The following is a 19,064-nucleotide window of genomic DNA, read 5'->3' as shown; positions in this document are numbered from 1 at the left end:
GACTAGGAGGGCGGCATGACACTTCGTTGACGCCCAGATAACAGATTGATGAAAAAAAGGGCCCAGGGGCCCTTTTTCATCCGTCATCCCGAAAAAGTCAGTTCAGGGCACCGCGCAGGCCGTTTTCCATCAGGCGGCAGTTGTGGGCGGCGAGGCGGCTCATGAAGTGCTCATCCACCGTCAGGCCAAACACCTGCTCGTAGAGATCCTTCATCACGAAAGGCTGCCACATCATGCTGAGGAAGGAGATCTTCAGCATCTCGGGGTCCAGGTTGTCCGCCAGCTGGCCGTTGGAGCGCATGGATTCGAGCAGGGCATCGAACTGGGGAAGTTGGCGATCCAGCAGGCGGCTCAGCACAAAATCACGCCCCGGGCTCTTTTCAGTGGACAATGCGCTGGAGATGGCGGAGGTCAGCTCGCTGTTGGGCGCCATCACCTGATAGTAGGTATTGAGCAGATCGGTCAGGCTGCGGTTGCTGCTCTCGTCGTGCCAGGCTTGCTCGAGGGGCTCGGCCACATCCCCCAGCACCGCCTTGTAGAGGCCTTCCTTGCTGCCGAAGTAGTAGTGGATCATCGCCAGATTGGAGCCTGCCAGCTCGGCAATCTCGCGGGTCGTCACCTTGCTGTAGGGGGTGTTGAGAAAACGTTCGCGTGCGGCGGCAAGCAGCTTGTCACGAATGTCGGAACGTCCGACTGGACGGCCAGGTCTGCGTTTTTCCATGGAATACCTCAGATAATTCAGCAAGGGCTGATAAGTCGATCTGATTGTGCGGGTGATCGAGTACAGCAGGAATGACCAGATAATCAGGCATGAACCGAATATGGGACAAGAAAATTTGCACTCCTTTACAATTCGATTAAATAAACCAGTGGATTGAACCTGTCCATTCCGGTTGACACAGCATAAAAATCTCGTTATTGGTAGTAGCGTTATCGACTGGAAGGATTGAGACATCATGCGTATTGCCGCTCCGCTACTACTGCTCTCCCTAATCGCGACTCCTCGCGCGGGATCCTTGTAGCCGGGCTAAGGCATAGCCGGAATTTACAGAAACCCGTGCACCCCGCACGGGTTTTTTTATGCCATGCAGGATGCACGCAGCGAACTTAGGAAGAGGGAAGTCACATGTCAGATCGGGTCATCATATTCGACACCACCTTGCGTGATGGTGAGCAGGCGCTGTCGGCCAGCTTGACGGTCAAGGAGAAGCTGCAGATCGCCCAGGCGCTGGAGCGGCTCGGTGTCGATATCATGGAAGTGGGTTTCCCCGTCTCCTCCCCCGGCGATTTTCAATCGGTTCAGACCATCGCCCGCCACATCAAGAACAGCCGGGTCTGCGCCCTGGCTCGCGCCCTGCAAAAAGACATCGATGCCGCTGGCGAAGCCTTGAAAGTGGCAGAGGCGTTTCGCATCCACACCTTCATCTCCACCTCCTCCATCCACGTGGAGAGCAAGCTGAAAAAGAGCTTCGAAGACGTGCTGGAGATGGGGGTCGGCGCCATCAAGCACGCCTTGCGCTACACCGATGACGTGGAGTTCTCCTGTGAGGATGCGGGCCGCACCCCGATAGACAACCTGTGCCGCATGGTGGAAGCCGCCATCAAGGCCGGCGCCCGCACCATCAACATTCCTGACACCGTGGGCTACACGGTGCCGACCGAATTCTCCGGCATCATCCACACCCTGTTCAACCGGGTACCCAACATCGACAAGGCCATCATCTCGGTGCACTGCCACGACGATCTGGGCCTCTCGGTGGCCAACTCCATCAGTGCCGTGCAGATGGGGGCCCGCCAGATCGAGTGCACCATCAACGGCATCGGCGAGCGTGCTGGCAACTGCTCACTCGAAGAGGTGGCGATGATCCTGAAGACCCGCGCCGACCTGCTCGGGGTACACACCAACATCCGCCACAGCGAGATCCACCGCACCAGCACCCTCGTCAGTCAAATCTGCAACATGCCGGTGCAGCCCAACAAGGCCATCGTCGGCGCCAACGCCTTCTCCCACAGCTCAGGCATCCATCAGGACGGCGTGCTCAAGGCGAAGAACACCTATGAAATCATCACCCCAGAGAGCATCGGTCTCACCCAGAACAACCTCAACATGACCTCCCGCTCCGGCCGCCACGTCATCAAGCACCGGATGGAGTCCATGGGCTACGCCGAGAGCAGCTACGACCTCGACGATCTCTACGCCAAGTTCCTCACCCTGGCCGACAAGAAGGGCCAGGTGTTCGACTACGACCTGGAGGCCCTCGCCTTCTTCAGCCAGATCCACGAGGAGCCCGAGCACTTCAAGCTGGAGTACCTTGGCGTGCAGAGCGGCAGCTCGGTGCTCGCCACCGCCTCGGTCAAGCTCAAGGTAGGCCAGGATCTGGTGTGCGAGGCCGCCACCGGCAACGGCCCGGTGGATGCGGTCTACCAGTGCATCAACCGCATCACCGGCTACGAGATCCGCATCGATAAATACGAACTCAAGGGCAAGGGCGAGGGCAAGAACGCCCTCGGCCAGGTGGACATCGTCGCCGAATACAAGGGGCGCAAGTTCCACGGCATGGGGCTGGCCACCGACATCATCGAATCCTCGGCCCAGGCCCTGGTCCACGTGATCAACAGCATCTGGCGCGCGGACCAGGTGGCCGAGCAGATGGAGCGCAACCACACCATCAAATCGGAAACCGTCTGAGCCCGCCGCCGGACAAGATGACAGCATGACATGGGGAGGACCGGGGCCAGGGCAGTGGCCCGGACCGGCCTCCCGGATGAAACGGAATCACACTATCAAGACGGAGAGAGTATGAGCAGTTATCGGATCGCAGTATTGCCGGGTGACGGCATTGGCCCGGAAGTGATGGCAGAGGCCATCAAGGTACTGGAAAAGGTGCAGACCAAATTCGGCTTCTCCCTCGACTATGACCGTCACGACGTCGGCGGCATCGCCATCGACAACCACGGCACACCGCTGCCCCAGAGCACCATTGCAGGCTGTGAAGCGGCCGATGCGGTGCTGTTCGGATCGGTGGGCGGCCCCAAGTGGGAGCACCTGCCGCCCAACGATCAGCCGGAGCGCGGCGCCTTGCTACCCCTGCGTGCCCACTTCAAACTGTTCTGCAACCTGCGCCCGGCCCGCATCTACACCGGTCTGGAGCAGTTCTCCCCGCTGCGTGCCGACATCTCCGATCGCGGTTTTGACATCGCCTGCGTGCGCGAGCTGACCGGCGGCATCTATTTCGGCCAGCCCAAGGGGCGTGAAGGGGAAGGCGCCACCGAGAAGGCCTTCGACACCGAGGTGTACCACCGCTTCGAGATCGAGCGCATCGCCAAGATAGCGTTTGAATCGGCCCGGGTGCGCAAGGCCAGGGTCACCTCCATCGACAAGGCCAACGTGCTCGCCTCCTCCATCCTGTGGCGCGAGGTGGTGACCGAGGTCGCCAAGTCCTACCCGGACGTGGCCCTGAACCACATGTACATCGACAACGCCACCATGCAGCTCATCAAGGATCCGTCCCAGTTCGACGTGCTGCTCTGCTCCAACCTGTTCGGTGACATCCTCTCCGACGAGTGCGCCATGATCACCGGCTCCATGGGCCTGCTCCCCTCAGCCAGCCTCAACGAATCCGGCTTCGGCCTGTTCGAGCCGGCCGGTGGCTCGGCCCCAGATATCGCCGGCAAGGGGATTGCGAATCCCATCGCCCAGATCCTCTCCGCCGCCCTGATGCTGCGTTACAGTCTCGGCCAGGAAGCCGCCGCCCAGGCCATCGAGCAGGCCGTGGCCCAGACCCTGGCAGAAGGCTATTTCACCGCCGACCTGCATCAGGCCAGCGCCACGCACCCGGTGCAGAGCACGGCCGACATGGGCAGCCAGATCGCCGCGCGCATCTGATCCCACGGCATCGATAACAAGGAAACCGAGCAATGTCCAAGACCCTCTATCAGAAAGTGTTCGACGCCCACGTGGTGCGGGAAGTGGAAGGGGAAACCCCTCTCATCTACATCGACCGTCATCTGGTGCATGAAGTGACCAGCCCCCAGGCATTCGACGGCCTGCGCGCCATGAACCGCCAGCTGCGTCGCCCGGATCTGACCTGGGCCACCATGGATCACAACGTCTCCACCACCACCAAGGACATCGCCGCCTCCGGCGAGATGGCCCGCATCCAGATGGAGACACTCGCCGCCAACTGCAAGGCGTTCGGGGTTCGTCTCTATGACTTGAACCACAAGTACCAGGGCATCGTCCACGTGATGGGCCCCGAGCTCGGCATCACATTGCCCGGCACCACCATCGTCTGCGGTGACTCACACACCGCCACCCACGGTGCCTTCGGGTCGCTCGCATTCGGTATCGGCACCTCCGAAGTGGAACACGTAATGGCCACCCAGACCCTGAAACAGGGCCGCGCCAAGACCATGCGTATCTCTGTCAACGGCAAACTGGCCGCAGGCATCAGCGCCAAAGACGTGGTGCTCGCCATCATCGGCAAGGTGGGTCATGCAGGCGGGACCGGCTACGTGGTGGAGTTCGCCGGTGAAGCCATCGAGGGGCTCACCATGGAAGGGCGCATGACGGTGTGCAACATGGCCATCGAGCTCGGCGCCAAAGCGGGTATGATTGCCCCCGACCAGACCACCATCGACTACATCCGTGGCAAGGAGTTCGCTCCCAAGGGGGAAGCGCTGGAACAGGCCATCGCCTACTGGCTGACCCTCAAAAGCGACGAAGGTGCCCACTTCGACGCCGAAGTGGTGCTCGACGCAGCCGACATCGCCCCGCAAGTGACCTGGGGAACCAACCCGGGCCAGGTGATTGCCGTCAATGAGCCCATCCCTGCACCGGAATCCTTCGCCGATCCGGTGGAGCAGCAGTCCGCCCGCAAGGCCCTCGCCTACATGGACCTGCAACCGGGCCAGAAGCTCTCCGACGTGGCCATCGACAAGGTGTTCATCGGTTCGTGCACCAACAGCCGCATCGAGGATCTGCGCGCGGCCGCCGCCATCGCCCGTGGCCGCAAGGTCGCCGCCGGGGTACAGGCCCTGGTGGTGCCGGGCTCCGAGCAGGTGAAGGCCCAGGCCGAGGCCGAGGGGCTGGACAAGATCTTCATCGAGGCAGGCTTTGAGTGGCGTTTGCCCGGCTGCTCCATGTGTCTGGCCATGAACAACGACCGGCTGCAACCGGGGGAGCGCTGCGCCTCCACCAGCAACCGCAACTTCGAGGGGCGTCAGGGTCGTGCCGGTCGCACCCACCTGGTGAGCCCGGCCATGGCCGCCGCCGCCGCCGTCACCGGCCGCTTCGCCGACATTCGCGCACTGTAAGAGGAAACAGCGATGACAGGATTCAAACAGCATAAAGGGATCGTCGTTCCCCTCGACAGCGCCAACGTCGACACCGACGCCATCATTCCCAAGCAGTTCCTGCAGAAGGTGAACCGCATCGGCTTTGGCAAGCACCTGTTCCACGACTGGCGCTTCCTGGACGATGCAGGCCAGCAGCCGAACCCGGCGTTCGTACTGAACCAGCCCCGCTACGCGGGGGCCAGCATCCTGTTGGCGCGGGAGAACTTCGGCTGCGGCTCGAGTCGCGAGCACGCCCCCTGGGCGCTGGCGGACTACGGCTTCAAGACCCTGATCGCTCCGAGCTTTGCCGACATCTTCTACGGCAACGCCATCAACAACGGCATGGTGCCGGTTCGTCTGAAAGAGGAGGAGGTCGACGCCCTGTTCCAGCTGGTCGCCGCCCAGCCGGGTATCGAGATCGAAGTGGATCTGGAGGCCAACCAGGTGCGTGCAGGCAGCCTCACGTTCGGCTTCGAAATCGACGAGTTCCGTCGCTACTGTCTGCTCAACGGGCTGGATGCCATCGGTCTGACCCTGCAGCACGAGGCCGCCATCAGCGCCTTCGAGGCGAAGCAGCCAAGCTGGATTTGACGAGCCTGCGACAAAAAAGCGAGTAGAATCAACAGGGAGCCGAGGCTCCCTGTTTTATTGTCGGGTCGCAGTACAAAGCCCGCCACCTCTGCATGTCCGACAGGAGACACCTATGTCCGCAAGGGGCGCCCTTTCATTGCTCTGCCTGCTGATCAGCCTCCCGGCCCTGGGCGGGCAGACCTCTTTCACCAACAGTGGCGGTCAGCTCAACGTCGGCTGGCAGGACAGAGAGGGCAAGGCGCAGCAGCTCAGCTATCGGCTGGAGGCGGGCAAGCTGCCCCCTCTCATCGCTTACCGTCCGGCCAGGATGCAGGAAGACGTACTGCAAAGCCTGCTGCAGCAGGCCCCCCTGGCGTTCCCCGAGGTGCAGTTCTCCCTCGTTCGCCCCGCCATGAGCCTCAGCATCAAGAGCCGCAACGCCGACAAGGCGCGGGAAGCCTCCCAATGGGTCAAGCCCGAGCAGGCCAAACTGGAGGCCGCCTGGCTCACGCAGCACTACTTCCAGCCCTTCACTGCCCCCGACGGCGCTCCCGCCATCAAGCAGGATCATGTGCGCATCGCCCTGGAAAGCCGGGACGAACTGGCCCCGTTGATGGAGCAGCTCAAGCAGGAAGGGGCCACCGAGACCGAGGCGCGCCAGAAGACGGTGGCCCACATGCTCGACTTCATCCAGGCCATCCCCTATCAACTGCTCGACAGCCAGTCGGGCCGCTCTGGCAAGGGGTTTCTGAGCCCGCGCCAGGTGCTGGAGCAGAACCGGGGGGATTGCGACAGCAAGGTGACCCTGATGGCCGCCCTGCTGGCCCAGGGGTATCCCGATCTCAAGCAGGCCATGGTGTTCGTGCCGGGACATGCCCTGCTGGGGGTGGCCCTGCCAGCCAAACCGGGGGACGCCACCTTGAGCCGGGCGGGGGAGACCTACCTCCTGATGGAGCCGACCGGCCCGGCCCAGCTGCCCATGGGCCAGCTCGCGCCCACCAGCAAGACGCTGGTCGACAGCGGCCAGTTGAGTGTGCAGCCGGTGCAGGATGAGGGGAAATGAGACAGGCCAGCCCATGGCTGGCCTGTCTCGAGGAGGACGGGCGCCCGGGTCTCAGGTGAGGGAGAGAAACTCCAGCGCCAGCAGGAGACCGTCTTCTTCCTCCAACACCCGCACGATGCGAGCCTGGGCCTCGAAGGGAGGCAGAAGATTGCTGCTGGTCGCCAGGCTCACCCGGATGGGCTGGGCCAGATCGAACTCGTGCTTGTTCACTTCGACGCCCATGCCGTTGGCGCTGAGATCCCGGCAGACCCCCTCCAGCACCTGCTGATGCTGGAACAGGGTGACGGGGGCATTGATGACCATGCGCTGGAAGGCACGTCTTTCCTTGGTGCTGGTGATCACTGGGGACTTCCTCCTTGGTGGTGGCTCGCACGATGCGGCCCGTGAAACATAGTGCTGGCCTCCCCCCAGGAACGCCAATACAATGCGATGCGTTGCTCAAACGGGGTGCGGTTTACCGCTGAGATTATACCCGTGAACCTGATCCAGATAATGCTGGCGGAGGAATTTGAGGCATGGCGCGCGTTTTTTGTGCCCTCATCCGCCGGCGCTCACCACACGCGAGGTGCCATTGATGAGCACCCCGACATCCACAGGAGTGCCATTGATGAAGACCCTGCTGCTGATCGCCACCAGCCTGCTCTCTGCCCAGGCGTTTGCCGCCGACACCCTCACCGTCTACACCTACGGCTCCTTCGCCGCCGAATGGGGGCCGGGTCCCAAGATCAAGCAGGCCTTCGAGAAGGAGTGCGGCTGCACCCTCAATCTGGTGCCCCTCGAGGATGGCGTCGCCATCCTCAACCGGCTGCGGCTGGAAGGCCAGCACAGCAAGGCCGACATGGTGCTGGGGCTGGACGATGCCCTCATCAGCGAGGCCAAACAGAGCGGCCTGTTCGCCCCTCATTCCACCAGGCTCGATGACCTCAAGGTGCCGGGTGGCTGGCAGGATGACACCTTTGTCCCCTATGACTACGGCTACTTCGCCTTCGTCTATGACAGCAACAAGCTCAAGCAGCCCCCCAAGAGCCTGAAGGAGCTGGTGGCGCGCCCCGATATCAAGGTGATCTATCAGGATCCCCGCACCTCCACCCCGGGTCAGGGCCTGATGCTCTGGATGAAGTCGGTCTACGGGGATGAGGCACCGACCGCCTGGGCGCAACTGGCCAAAAAGACGGTCACCGTCACCAAGGGGTGGTCAGAGGCCTACGGCATGTTCCTCGACGGCGAGGCGGACATGGTGCTCTCCTACACCACCTCCCCCGCCTATCACCTGATTGCCGAGAGCAAACCCCAGTACCGGGCGGCCGCGTTCGAGGAGGGTCACTACCGCCAGGTGGAAGTAGCCGCCAAGCTCAAGGGCGCCACACAGGGCAAACTGGCTGACCAGTTCCTGCAATTCATGGTGAGCCCCGCCTTCCAGAACGAGATCCCCGGCGGCAACTGGATGTATCCGGTGACAGACGTGGCGCTGCCCAAGGGGTTCGAACAGATGATCACCGTAGCTAAGCCACTCACCTTCAGCTCTGACGAGGTAGCCGCCAACCGCAAGGGGTGGATCCGCGAATGGCTGCAAGCCGTCACCCAGTGAGTTCAGGTCGTCGCACCCTCTGGTGGCTGCCCGGCAGTGCAGCCACCCTGGTCATCCTGCTGCTCTCCATTGGGCCGCTGGTCGCCCTGTTGTGGCAGGCGGGGGCCCTCTCCCCCCGCGCCCTGCTAGGCGATCCCTACCTGCGCCACGTGCTGGGTTTCAGCCTCTGGCAGGCACTGCTCTCCACCCTGCTGAGCCTGGGGCTTGCCATCCCGGTGGCCAGAGCCCTGGCGCGACGCCGTTTCACCGGACGCCGCCTGCTGCTCAAGCTGTTCGGTCTCTCCCTGGTGTTGCCGGTCATCATCGCCATCTTCGGCATGGTGGCGGTGCACGGTCGTCAGGGCTGGTTGCCGCAACTGCTGCACGGCCTGGGCCTGGATCCCGGCAACTATCTCTATGGCCTGTTCGGCATCCTGCTGGCCCATGTCTTCTTCAACATGCCGCTGGCCGCCCGCCTCATCCTGCAGAGCATAGAGAGCATCCCCGAGTCCTCCTGGCGCCTCGCCAGCCAGCTCGGCATGCGCTCCTCCCACATCTTCCGGCTGCTGGAGTGGCCGCTCATCCGCGGCATATTGCCGGGGCTCGCCAGCCTCATCTTCATGCTCTGCTTCACCAGCTTCACCACAGTGCTGGCGCTCGGGGGCGGCCCCAAGTCCACCACACTGGAGGTGGCCGTCTACCAGGCGCTGCGCTTTGACTTCGATCTCGCCACCGCTGGCGGGCTCGCCCTGGTGCAACTACTGCTGACCCTGGCCCTGCTCCTGCTGCAACACAAGCTGCAGACCACCCCGGCCAGTCGCCTCACCAGCCGTCGCCCCTGCCTGCGTCCCGACAGACACCAGAAGGGCAGCGCGCTGGTGGATGGCCTTGCCCTGACCATGGGGCTCGCCATCTTCCTGCCGCCCCTGCTGGCCATCGTGGTCGCCGGGTTCAACCCCGGTCTGCTGGCGGCGCTCGGCTCACCCCGGCTGTGGCAGGCAGGGGGACAGTCCCTGGGCATAGCCCTGGCGGCGGGCTCCCTGGCCACTTTGCTCGGCGCCGGGCTGCTGCTCACCAGCCGGCATCTGAGGGTGCGGGATCGCAAACGGCGGGCCGCCGCCCTGTGGGAGGCCAGCGGCTCCATGATCCTGATGATCCCGGCGGTGGTGCTCTCCACCGGCCTCTTCATCCTGTTCATGCCTTTCACCGACGTCTTTGCCCTGGGCCCCTGGCTGGTGGTGCTGGTCAACGCCCTGATGGCGCTGCCCTATGTGCTGCGCACCCTCTCGGCCCCCATGCAACTGGTGGTGCGCCAGTACGATCGGCTGGCGGACAGCCTGGGGGTGCGCGGCCTGCATCGCCTGCGCCTGGTGGAGTGGCCCCTGCTGCGCCGTCCGCTGGCCCTGGCCATGGCGCTCTCGATGATATTGTCCCTCGGGGATCTCGGGGCCATCGCCATGTTCGGCAGCCAGACGCTCACTACCCTGCCCTGGCTGCTCTATCAACAGCTCGGCAGCTACCGGCTGACCGAGGCGGCCGCCACCGCCCTGCTGCTGCTCACCCTCTGCTTCTCCCTGTTCTGGCTGGTGGAGCGGGGGCTGGGAGGCAGGCATGTGGATCACTGATCCCCGGCGGCATTGCCGCCTCCCTACCCCCAGGATCCGGCCGGGCACGCCCCTGGGGCGCCCCTTGGAGCAGTCACTCACGCTGCCTTTCATCAATTTTTCTTACTTGTTGTTCTATAAAACGACATTCAGGAGCCAAACATGCTGGTAATTGAGGAACTGGTCACCAGTTATCCCGACTGGCAGGTGACCTTCAGTGCGACCTTGCCCAAGGGGGAGATCACCGCCCTCATCGGTCCGAGCGGCGCCGGCAAGTCCACCCTGCTCGGCATGATTGCGGGCTTCGTGCCGGTGGAGTCGGGCACCCTCACCTTCGACGGCCAGGATCTGCTGTCACTGGGCCCCGCCGAGCGCCCGGTCACCACCCTGTTCCAGGATCACAACCTCTTCCTGCACCTGTCGGTGTTCGACAACATCGCCATCGGCCTGCATCCCGGCCTGCGCTTGAATCCGGCCCAGAAAAGGCAGGTGCAGGAGGCCGCTGACAAGGTGGGCCTGGGGGAGATGCTGACGCGCCTGCCGGAGCAGCTCTCCGGCGGCCAGCAGCAGCGGGTGGGGCTGGCCCGCGCCCTGGTGCGGGGCAGGCCGCTGCTGCTGCTGGACGAGCCCTTCTCGGCCCTCGATCCGGCCCTGCGCCGGGAGATGCTGGCGGAGGTCGCCCGCCTCGCCTGCGAGCAGGGCATCACCGTGCTGATGGTCTCTCACAACCCCGAGGATGCCCAGCTCATCGCCGATCAGGTGCTTTTCATCGACGCAGGGCGCATCGCCTTGCAGGGCAAGCCGGATATCCTGCACAGCAGCGATCACCCCGGGCTGCTGCGCTACCTGGGCCGACCGAGAGAGGCATGAGATAGGCGGGATCAAAAAAGGGGAAGCCGTCCGACTTCCCCTTTCTCATGCAGAGATCCCGTCAAATCAGAGATTTTCCTCGGCGAACGAAGCCAGCCTGCTGCGCACCACCCCGTTCAGGAAGATGTTGGCACTGCCGTCGAAGTCCTTGAACCGCTCGACGATGTAGGTCAGACCCGAGGTCACCGGGCTCAGGTAGTTGGAGTCGATCTGAGCCAGGTTGCCGGAGCAGACGATCTTGGTCCCCTCCCCGCAGCGGGTGATGATGGTCTTGATCTGGGACGCGGTCAGGTTCTGGCACTCGTCCAGCAGCACGAAGGTGTTCTGGATGCTGCGCCCGCGCATGAAGTTGACCGATTTGAACTGGATATTGGCCTTCTCCATGATGTAGCTGAGCGACCCGCTCATGTTCTCGTCCTGCTTGTGCAGCACCTCCAGGGTGTCGGTCACCGCCGCCAGCCAGGGCATCATCTTCTCCTCCTCGGTGCCGGGCAGGAAGCCGATGCTCTCGGCAATTTCCGGGGTATTGCGGGTGACGATCACCTTCTCGTAGATCCCCTTCTCGATCACCAGCTCCAGCGCCGCCGCCATGGCGAGCAGGGTCTTGCCGCAGCCCGCCGGGCCAGTCAGGATCACCAGGTCGATGTGCGGATCCAGCAGGGCATCCAGCGCCATGCCCTGATAGACGTTCTTGGGATGCACCCCCCAGGCCTTGCGGGACATCAGCCGCTCGCGGCCGAGATCTTTCAGGCGGATCTTGTTGCCGTCGTGGCTCAGTACCCGCGCGGCAAAGAAGTTCTCCTCGTCCAGCAGGTACTGGTTGACGTGGACTCCCTCCAGCAGGTTGGCATCGATGACGTGGACCGTATCGCGGCCATGGGTTTCGCTGTCGCACTCGCCGACCCGCTCCCAGAAGCTGCCGGGCACCACCTGGAAGCCCTTGGCGAGCAGGCGGATGTCGTCGATGAGCTGGTCGCTGCGGTAATCCTCCACATGGGCAAGACCTGCTCCCTTGGCCTTGAGGCGCATGTTGATGTCTTTGGTGACCAGCACCACCTGACGCTTCATCTCGTGCTTTTGCAGGTAGAGGGCGGCGTTGATGATGCGGTTGTCCGCCTCCTTGTCGGTGAACACCTCGGCATCCTGGGGCAGATGGTGATCGCTGAAGATGGAGATACGGCCGCTCGCCTCGCCGGCCAGTGCCACTCCTTGCACTATCTGCTCCGGAGTCGCATCGCGGAAAACATCTTCCAGGGCACGGATGGCGATGCGGGCATCACGGCTGACGTCCTTCTGGCGATCCTTGATGTTGTCGAGCTCTTCGAGCACCGTCATGGGGATGAGCACGTCGTGCTCTTTGAAGGAGTAGATGGCGAGGGGTTCGTGAAGCAGAACGTTGGTATCCAGGATAAACAGCTTTCGGTCCGTGTTGTCCATAAGCATCCTCCTTGGCACTGAAGGTGCCACGTGTGTGAATCTCAGATGTCATTGAAACCACACGGCCGTGACAGTTTTATTACCCCCAACGCTACGCCCGAATTTACCGGTGCGCAACAAATCGCTGCCATCATGGGCGTCGTTCGAACATAAAATCAGCAACGAAAAGGCCGGCATGTTGCCGGCCTTTGGTGGCAATCAGCACCTCAACCGCACTTGGAATCCCCGCAATTGAGACAGGTCATGCAGCCATCCTTTTGCACCAGCGCCTTGGTGTGGCACTTGTAGCAGAGCGCGGCACTGGGTGGGAAACCGCTGCCCGCCGGCTGCTCTTCTGCCTGTTGCTGTGCCTGCAATTGCGCCTGCTTCTCGGCCAGGAACGCCTGCTGGTGCTCGTCCAGCCCGGGCACCTTGAGCATGCCGATCTCGGTGAGATGGGTTTCGATCACATTGCCAATTTCAGCGATGAGCGAAGGCACGTACTTGCCCTTGTTCCAGTAGCCCCCCTTGGGATCGAACACGGAGCGCAACTCCTCCACCAGAAAGGTGACGTCCCCTCCCTTGCGAAACACCGCCGAGATGATGCGGGTCAGCGCCACTATCCACTGATAGTGCTCCAGGCTCTTGGAGTTGATGAAGATCTCGAACGGGCGCCGGGTCTCGTGCACCGTGCCCTCGTTGAGAATGATGTCGTTGATGGTGATGAACAGCGAGTGCTCGGAGACATGCTCCGGCGTCTTCAGCTTGTAGGTGGTGCCCATCAACCGTTCCGGGCGCAGCACGGTTTCATGCATGTGCACCACGTCATCCTGGGGCGTCGACGCATCTTGCGGCTCATCCCGGGTTTTTACCTTGTAGGCGACGATTTTTCTGTCGATCTTCTTGACCATGTCTCGTCCTCAGAACTTGCCGTAATAGCCTTCTTTCAAGGCGTCATAGAGGTTGGCGGCGGTGTGCAGCTCGCCATCGTATTCGATCTCCTCGTTCCCCTTCGCCGTGATGACGGTGCCATCTTCCAGGGTAAACTCGTAACTGGTGTTCTCCAGATCCTTCTCCTTCACCAGCACGCCCTGGAAGGCGGCCGGGTTGAAGCGGAAGGTGGTACAGCCCTTGAGACCGGAGTCCGAGGCATAGAGGTAGATATCCTTGAACTGCTCGAACGGAAAATCGGTCGGCACGTTGGCGGTCTTGGAGATGGAGGAGTCGATCCAGCGCTGGGCCGCCGCCTGGATATCCACGTGCCCGGTCGGCGTGATGTCGTCCGCGGTAATGAAGTAATCCGGCAGGCGGCTACCTTCCTCCTCGGCATAGGGCATGGCGGCCGGGTTCACCAGCTCGCGATAGGCCAGCAGCTCGAAGGAGTAGACATCCACCCTCTCCTTGCTCTTCTTGCCCGGCTTGATGACATTGCGGCTGTAGTGGTGGGCAAAGCTCGGTTCGATGCCGTTGCTGGCGTTGTTGGCGAGCGACAGGGAGATGGTACCGGTCGGCGCTATGCTGCTGTGATGGGTGAAGCGTCCGCCCACCTCGGCCAGCTCGGCCACCAGAGCGGGATCCACTTCGGCCACCTGCTGCATGTAGCGGCTGTAGCGGGCATGCAACACCTTGCCCTTCACCTTGTCGCCGAGCTTGATGCCATCTGCCGCCATTTCGGGGCGCAGACGCAGCATCTTGCCGGTGACTTCGAACTCCTGCTCCATGATGGGGGCGGGCCCCTTCTCCTTCGCCAGACGCAGAGACTCCTGCCAGCCGGTCATCGCCAGCTCCTGGGAGACCTGTTCGGTGAAGGCGACGGAGGCCGCAGAGCCGTACTTGATGCGCAGCATGGTGAGGGTCGAGCCCAGCCCCAGGAAGCCCATGCCGTGGCGACGCTTGGCGGTGATCTCCTCGCGCTGCTTGGCCAGCGGCAGCTGGTTTATCTCCACCACGTTGTCGAGCATGCGGGTGAAGATGGCCACCACCTTGCGAAACGCGGGCCAGTCGAAGGCGGCCTGCTCGGTGAAGGGATCGCGCACGAAGGTGGTCAGGTTGACCGAGCCCAGCAGGCAGGCCCCATAGGGCGGCAGAGGCTGTTCACCGCAGGGGTTGGTGGCACGGATCTCTTCGCAGAACCAGTTGTTGTTCATCTGGTTCACCTTGTCGATCAGGATGAAACCGGGCTCCGCATAGTCGTAGGTAGAGGTCATGATGACGTTCCACAGCTTGCGCGCGGGCAGGGTCTTGTAGACCTTGCAGGCCACCTGACCCAGCTCGTTGATCACCACCCCCTCCTTGTTGGGCCAGTCCGCCCAGACCACCCTCGCAGGGTCATCCAGCGTGATGCCATCCTGCTCCACCTCCTTGGCTGTGTAGGGGAAGATCAGTTGCCAGGGGGCATCCTCCTTCACCGCACTGACGAACTCTTCGGTGATGAGCAGGGAGAGGTTGAATTGACGCAGGCGACCATCCTCCCGCTTGGCCTGGATGAACTCGACGACATCGGGGTGACGGATATCCATGGTGCCCATCTGGGCGCCACGACGGCCACCGGCAGAGGAGACGGTAAAGCACATCTTGTCGTAGATATCCATGAAGGAGAGCGGCCCGGAGGTATAGGCCCCCGCTCCCGAGACGAAGGCTCCACGCGGTCGCAGGGTCGAGAAGTCGTAACCGATGCCGCAACCCGCCTTCAGAGTCAGCCCCGCCTCGTGCACCTTGCCGAGGATATCGTCCATCGAATCCTCAATGGTGCCGGAGACGGTGCAGTTGATGGTGGAGGTCGCCGGCTTGTGCTCAAACGCCCCGGCGTTGGAGGTGATACGGCCCGCCGGAATGGCACCATTGCGCAGGGCCCACAGGAAGGGTTCATACCAGGTGTCGGGTTCGCGCTCCTGCGCAGCCAGCGCGCGAGCGACACGCTGGTAGGTCTCGTCGATGGAGCCGTCGATGGGGGTGCCATCCTTGCTCTTGAGACGATACTTGCTGTCCCAGATCTCGAGAGACGTCTCCTGCAGAGGGATCTGGCGGCTGGCGGTGACGCCCTCCAGTACCGGAATGGATTTAGCCATGGTCAATCAACCTCCTGTGAATGGGGCAATATCGTGACAAGAATACTACCAGTAGTAAATTTAAGAACTTAAAACACAATATGTTGTGATTCATCCGTCGTAAGGGCGCCGATTTTATCCTAAAAAAATGCCCCGGCCAGCAGATTTCTGGGCCAGGGCATTTAACCGGTTCAATTTCCGAGAGATTTAAAGCGAGAGACTATCTCAGGGTTTCTTGACGTATACGCTCGGTGTCTCACCCGCCATATTCAGATAGAACTCATAGACGCCATCCGCTTCGGGCGAGAACTTCATGTCCTCATACTTGGAGCACGGGTTGACCGGTACAGGTTCCCCGCCGAGCACGGCAACGCCATCGCTCGGGCTCTTGTAACCGAAGTTGGTGCCACAACTCCAGCCGGAGTCGGCAAACTTGAACTTGTAAGGAGCCCACTCTTTCTTGAGCGTCCCCTTGGCCATGTAGAGCTTGTCGGCAACCTTGACGACCTTGCTTTCGTCGGTGGCCATCCAGTCGTTCATCTCACCACGCAGGTAGATGGACTTGCCGCCGAAGTCGCTGTTGTCCGCCGCCGCCTGCTCTGCACCACCATTGGATGCGCAACCGCCTAATACCAGGGTTCCCGCCGCCAGCATCATCGTTACTGTTCTTTTGAACATGTGTCCATTCCTCAAATTATTGTGATTCCTTGGTCCATCGATGTGGACCCGGGAATTAAACCAGAGCAGGCATGACAAGAAAGGTAGAAGCATCACATTCTGTGCTTTTTATATCCAGAATGCGGGTCTTCGAATAGATATTGAGCAGAAATAGGCCACAAACAAGTCGATATTGGCTGGGATGATGAATGCGAGTATCAGAAAAAACGGCGGGAAACAGCACCATAGTGCCCGCCTGCCCTCCAGTGAGGGCTGAATTTCAGGCAATAAAAAACCCCGCTCGAGTGAGCGGGGTTCTTCGTATTGGGTGCCTGGCAGTGTCCTACTCTCGCATGGCGAATGCCACACTACCATCGGCGCTACAGCGTTTCACTTCTGAGTTCGGCATGGGATCAGGTGGTTCCACTGCGCTATTGCCGCCAGGCAAAAAATCTTCAATCTGAAAAAGCCGATTTAGTTATTTGTTCTCGGTATCTGCTACAAGTCTCTGAACACTTCTTGGGTGTTGTATGGTTAAGCCTCACGGGTAATTAGTATGGGTTAGCTCAACGTATCGCTACGCTTACACACCCCACCTATCAACGTTGTGGTCTCCAACGGCCCTTTAGGACCCTCAAGGGGTCAGGGATGACTCATCTCAGGGCTCGCTTCCCGCTTAGATGCTTTCAGCGGTTATCGATTCCGAACTTAGCTACCGGGCAGTGCCACTGGCGTGACAACCCGAACACCAGAGGTTCGTTCACTCCGGTCCTCTCGTACTAGGAGCAACTCCCTTCAATCATCCAACGCCCACGGCAGATAGGGACCGAACTGTCTCACGACGTTCTGAACCCAGCTCGCGTACCACTTTAAATGGCGAACAGCCATACCCTTGGGACCGACTTCAGCCCCAGGATGTGATGAGCCGACATCGAGGTGCCAAACACCGCCGTCGATATGAACTCTTGGGCGGTATCAGCCTGTTATCCCCGGAGTACCTTTTATCCGTTGAGCGATGGCCCTTCCATTCAGAACCACCGGATCACTATGACCTACTTTCGTACCTGCTCGACCTGTCCGTCTCGCAGTTAAGCTGGCTTATGCCATTGCACTAACCTCCTGATGTCCGACCAGGATTAGCCAACCTTCGTGCTCCTCCGTTACTCTTTGGGAGGAGACCGCCCCAGTCAAACTACCCACCAGGCACTGTCCGCGAGCCCGATTCAGGGCCCTGCGTTAGAACATCAAACATACAAGGGTGGTATTTCAAGGACGGCTCCAGCGCAACTGGCGTCACGCCTTCAAAGCCTCCCACCTATCCTACACATGTAGGTTCAATGTTCAGTGCCAAGCTGTAGTAAAGGTTCACGGGGTCTTTCCGTCTAGCCGCGGGTACACCGCATCTTCACGGCGAATTCGATTTCACTGAGTCTCGGGTGGAGACAGCATGGCCATGGTTACACCATTCGTGCAGGTCGGAACTTACCCGACAAGGAATTTCGCTACCTTAGGACCGTTATAGTTACGGCCGCCGTTTACCGGGGCTTCGATCAAGAGCTTCGCTTGCGCTAACCCCATCAATTAACCTTCCGGCACCGGGCAGGTGTCACACCCTATACGTCCACTTTCGTGTTTGCAGAGTGCTGTGTTTTTGATAAACAGTCCCAGCCATCTGGTCACTGCGACTCCCGACAGCTCCATCCGCAAGGGACTTCACCATCAAGAGCGAACCTTCTCCCGAAGTTACGGTTCTATTTTGCCTAGTTCCTTCACCCGAGTTCTCTCAAGCGCCTTGGTATTCTCTACCCGACCACCTGTGTCGGTTTGGGGTACGATGACTTGTAATCTGAAGCTTAGAGGCTTTTCCTGGAAGCAGGGCATCAATGGCTTCCGCACCGTAGTGCGTTCGTCTCGTGTCTCAGTGTTGTGTCTCCGGATTTGCCTAGAAACACCACCTACGCACTTTCACCAGGACAACCGTCGCCTGGCCCACCTAGCCTTCTCCGTCCCCCCATCGCAATTACAAGTCGTGCAGGAATATTAACCTGCTTCCCATCGATTACGCCTTTCGGCCTCACCTTAGGGGTCGACTCACCCTGCCCCGATTAACGTTGGACAGGAACCCTTGGTCTTCCGGCGAGGAGGCTTTTCACCCCCTTTATCGTTACTTACGTCAGCATTCGCACTTCTGATATCTCCAGCATACCTCTCGATACACCTTCGCAGACTTACAGAACGCTCCCCTACCACTCACACATAAGTGTGAATCCGCGGCTTCGGTGCCTGGTTTGAGCCCCGTTACATCTTCCGCGCAGGCCGACTCGACTAGTGAGCTATTACGCTTTCTTTAAATGATGGCTGCTTCTAAGCCAACATCCTAGCTGTCTGAGCCTTCCCACATCGTTTCCCACTTAACCAGAACTTTGGGACCTTAGCCGGCGGTCTGGGTTGTTTCCCTCTTCACGACGGACGTTAGCACCCGCCGTGTGTCTCCCGGATAGTACTTACTGGTATTCGGAGTTTGCATGGGGTTGGTAAGTCGGGATGACCCCCTAGCCCAAACAGTGCTCTACCCCCACTAGTATTCGTCCGAGGCGCTACCTAAATAGCTTTCGGGGAGAACCAGCTATCTCCGAGTTTGATTGGCCTTTCACCCCCAGCCACAGGTCATCCCCTAACTTTGCAACGTTAGTGGGTTCGGTCCTCCAGTTGATGTTACTCAACCTTCAACCTGCCCATGGCTAGATCACCCGGTTTCGGGTCTACACCTTGCAACTAGACGCCCAGTTAAGACTCGGTTTCCCTACGGCTCCCCTATACGGTTAACCTCGCTACAAAATGTAAGTCGCTGACCCATTATACAAAAGGTACGCAGTCACCCCGAAGGGCTCCCACTGCTTGTACGTACACGGTTTCAGGTTCTATTTCACTCC

14 protein-coding genes, 2 rRNA genes and 1 riboswitch (1 of these 17 running past the window's edge) are annotated in these 19,064 nt (G+C 60.8%); of the genes, 8 read left to right on the top strand and 8 right to left on the bottom strand.

Annotated elements, in window-relative coordinates; translation table 11 throughout:
• Positions 1-97 precede the first annotated feature (97 nt).
• A complete protein-coding gene (locus tag I6L36_RS17070) occupies positions 98-721 on the bottom strand; it encodes a TetR/AcrR family transcriptional regulator (RefSeq protein WP_010673155.1) in 624 nt (207 codons plus the stop codon).
• A 405-nt stretch (positions 722-1,126) separates the two neighbouring features.
• Between I6L36_RS17070 and leuA the strand changes: the two genes are divergently transcribed.
• The 5 genes from leuA to I6L36_RS17045 all read left to right on the top strand — a co-directional run bounded on the left by leuA (position 1,127) and on the right by I6L36_RS17045 (position 6,970).
• Positions 1,127-2,689: a 2-isopropylmalate synthase gene (gene leuA, locus I6L36_RS17065; protein ID WP_010673154.1), complete on the top strand. Its 1,563-nt coding sequence runs from the start codon at positions 1,127-1,129 to the stop codon at positions 2,687-2,689.
• 111 nt (positions 2,690-2,800) lie between these two features.
• Positions 2,801-3,886, top strand: coding sequence for a 3-isopropylmalate dehydrogenase (gene leuB / locus I6L36_RS17060; RefSeq protein WP_010673153.1), 1,086 nt, complete (start codon positions 2,801-2,803; stop codon positions 3,884-3,886).
• A gap of 32 nt (positions 3,887-3,918) precedes the next feature.
• Positions 3,919-5,316, top strand: a complete 1,398-nt coding sequence (gene leuC / locus I6L36_RS17055; protein WP_104454709.1) for a 3-isopropylmalate dehydratase large subunit — start codon at positions 3,919-3,921, stop codon at positions 5,314-5,316.
• Between the two features lie 12 nt (positions 5,317-5,328).
• Positions 5,329-5,928 (top strand): 3-isopropylmalate dehydratase small subunit, encoded by a 600-nt coding sequence (gene leuD, locus I6L36_RS17050; protein ID WP_109111918.1) that lies wholly within the window; start codon positions 5,329-5,331, stop codon positions 5,926-5,928.
• Between the two features lie 112 nt (positions 5,929-6,040).
• Positions 6,041-6,970 carry a hypothetical protein gene (locus tag I6L36_RS17045; protein ID WP_048208321.1) on the top strand — a complete coding sequence of 310 codons (930 nt, stop codon included), beginning with the start codon at positions 6,041-6,043 and terminating at the stop codon, positions 6,968-6,970.
• Between the two features lie 51 nt (positions 6,971-7,021).
• Here I6L36_RS17045 and I6L36_RS17040 read toward each other — a convergent pair whose 3' ends face one another.
• Positions 7,022-7,312, bottom strand: coding sequence for a PilZ domain-containing protein (locus I6L36_RS17040; protein ID WP_010673149.1), 291 nt, complete (start codon positions 7,310-7,312; stop codon positions 7,022-7,024).
• Positions 7,313-7,403: 91 nt separating this feature from the next.
• Positions 7,404-7,494, top strand: a riboswitch (TPP riboswitch).
• A gap of 83 nt (positions 7,495-7,577) precedes the next feature.
• Between I6L36_RS17040 and thiB the strand changes: the two genes are divergently transcribed.
• The 3 genes from thiB to thiQ all read left to right on the top strand — a co-directional run bounded on the left by thiB (position 7,578) and on the right by thiQ (position 11,011).
• Complete coding sequence (thiB, locus tag I6L36_RS17035) at positions 7,578-8,558, top strand: thiamine ABC transporter substrate binding subunit (protein WP_109111917.1); 981 nt, start codon at positions 7,578-7,580, stop codon at positions 8,556-8,558.
• Positions 8,534-10,162 carry a thiamine/thiamine pyrophosphate ABC transporter permease gene (gene thiP / locus I6L36_RS17030; RefSeq protein WP_042016674.1) on the top strand — a complete coding sequence of 543 codons (1,629 nt, stop codon included), beginning with the start codon at positions 8,534-8,536 and terminating at the stop codon, positions 10,160-10,162. Before thiB ends, thiP begins: the two co-directional genes overlap by 25 nt.
• A gap of 141 nt (positions 10,163-10,303) precedes the next feature.
• On the top strand, positions 10,304-11,011 hold the full coding sequence (thiQ, locus tag I6L36_RS17025) for a thiamine ABC transporter ATP-binding protein (protein ID WP_052816553.1): 708 nt from the start codon (positions 10,304-10,306) through the stop codon (positions 11,009-11,011).
• A 66-nt stretch (positions 11,012-11,077) separates the two neighbouring features.
• Here thiQ and I6L36_RS17020 read toward each other — a convergent pair whose 3' ends face one another.
• From I6L36_RS17020 to I6L36_RS16995, 6 genes are all read right to left on the bottom strand, one after another.
• The gene (locus I6L36_RS17020) at positions 11,078-12,448 is read right to left on the bottom strand and encodes a PhoH family protein (protein WP_010673145.1); all 1,371 of its coding nucleotides are present in this window, start codon (positions 12,446-12,448) and stop codon (positions 11,078-11,080) included.
• A 206-nt stretch (positions 12,449-12,654) separates the two neighbouring features.
• On the bottom strand, positions 12,655-13,338 hold the full coding sequence (locus I6L36_RS17015) for an NrdJb (protein ID WP_109111916.1): 684 nt from the start codon (positions 13,336-13,338) through the stop codon (positions 12,655-12,657).
• Positions 13,339-13,347: 9 nt separating this feature from the next.
• Positions 13,348-15,495 carry an adenosylcobalamin-dependent ribonucleoside-diphosphate reductase gene (locus I6L36_RS17010; protein WP_109111928.1) on the bottom strand — a complete coding sequence of 716 codons (2,148 nt, stop codon included), beginning with the start codon at positions 15,493-15,495 and terminating at the stop codon, positions 13,348-13,350.
• A gap of 204 nt (positions 15,496-15,699) precedes the next feature.
• Positions 15,700-16,152 (bottom strand): pullulanase, encoded by a 453-nt coding sequence (locus tag I6L36_RS17005; protein WP_029313820.1) that lies wholly within the window; start codon positions 16,150-16,152, stop codon positions 15,700-15,702.
• 309 nt (positions 16,153-16,461) lie between these two features.
• Positions 16,462-16,576 (bottom strand): 5S ribosomal RNA (gene rrf / locus I6L36_RS17000).
• An 85-nt stretch (positions 16,577-16,661) separates the two neighbouring features.
• A 23S ribosomal RNA gene (locus tag I6L36_RS16995) occupies positions 16,662-19,064 on the bottom strand; it runs 487 nt beyond the window's last position.

This window comes from Aeromonas sp. FDAARGOS 1406, from assembly GCF_019048565.1.
In the GTDB taxonomy this organism is placed as follows: Bacteria; Pseudomonadota; Gammaproteobacteria; order Enterobacterales; family Aeromonadaceae; genus Aeromonas; species Aeromonas caviae.
This window is presented reverse-complemented; position numbering and strand designations above follow the sequence as displayed.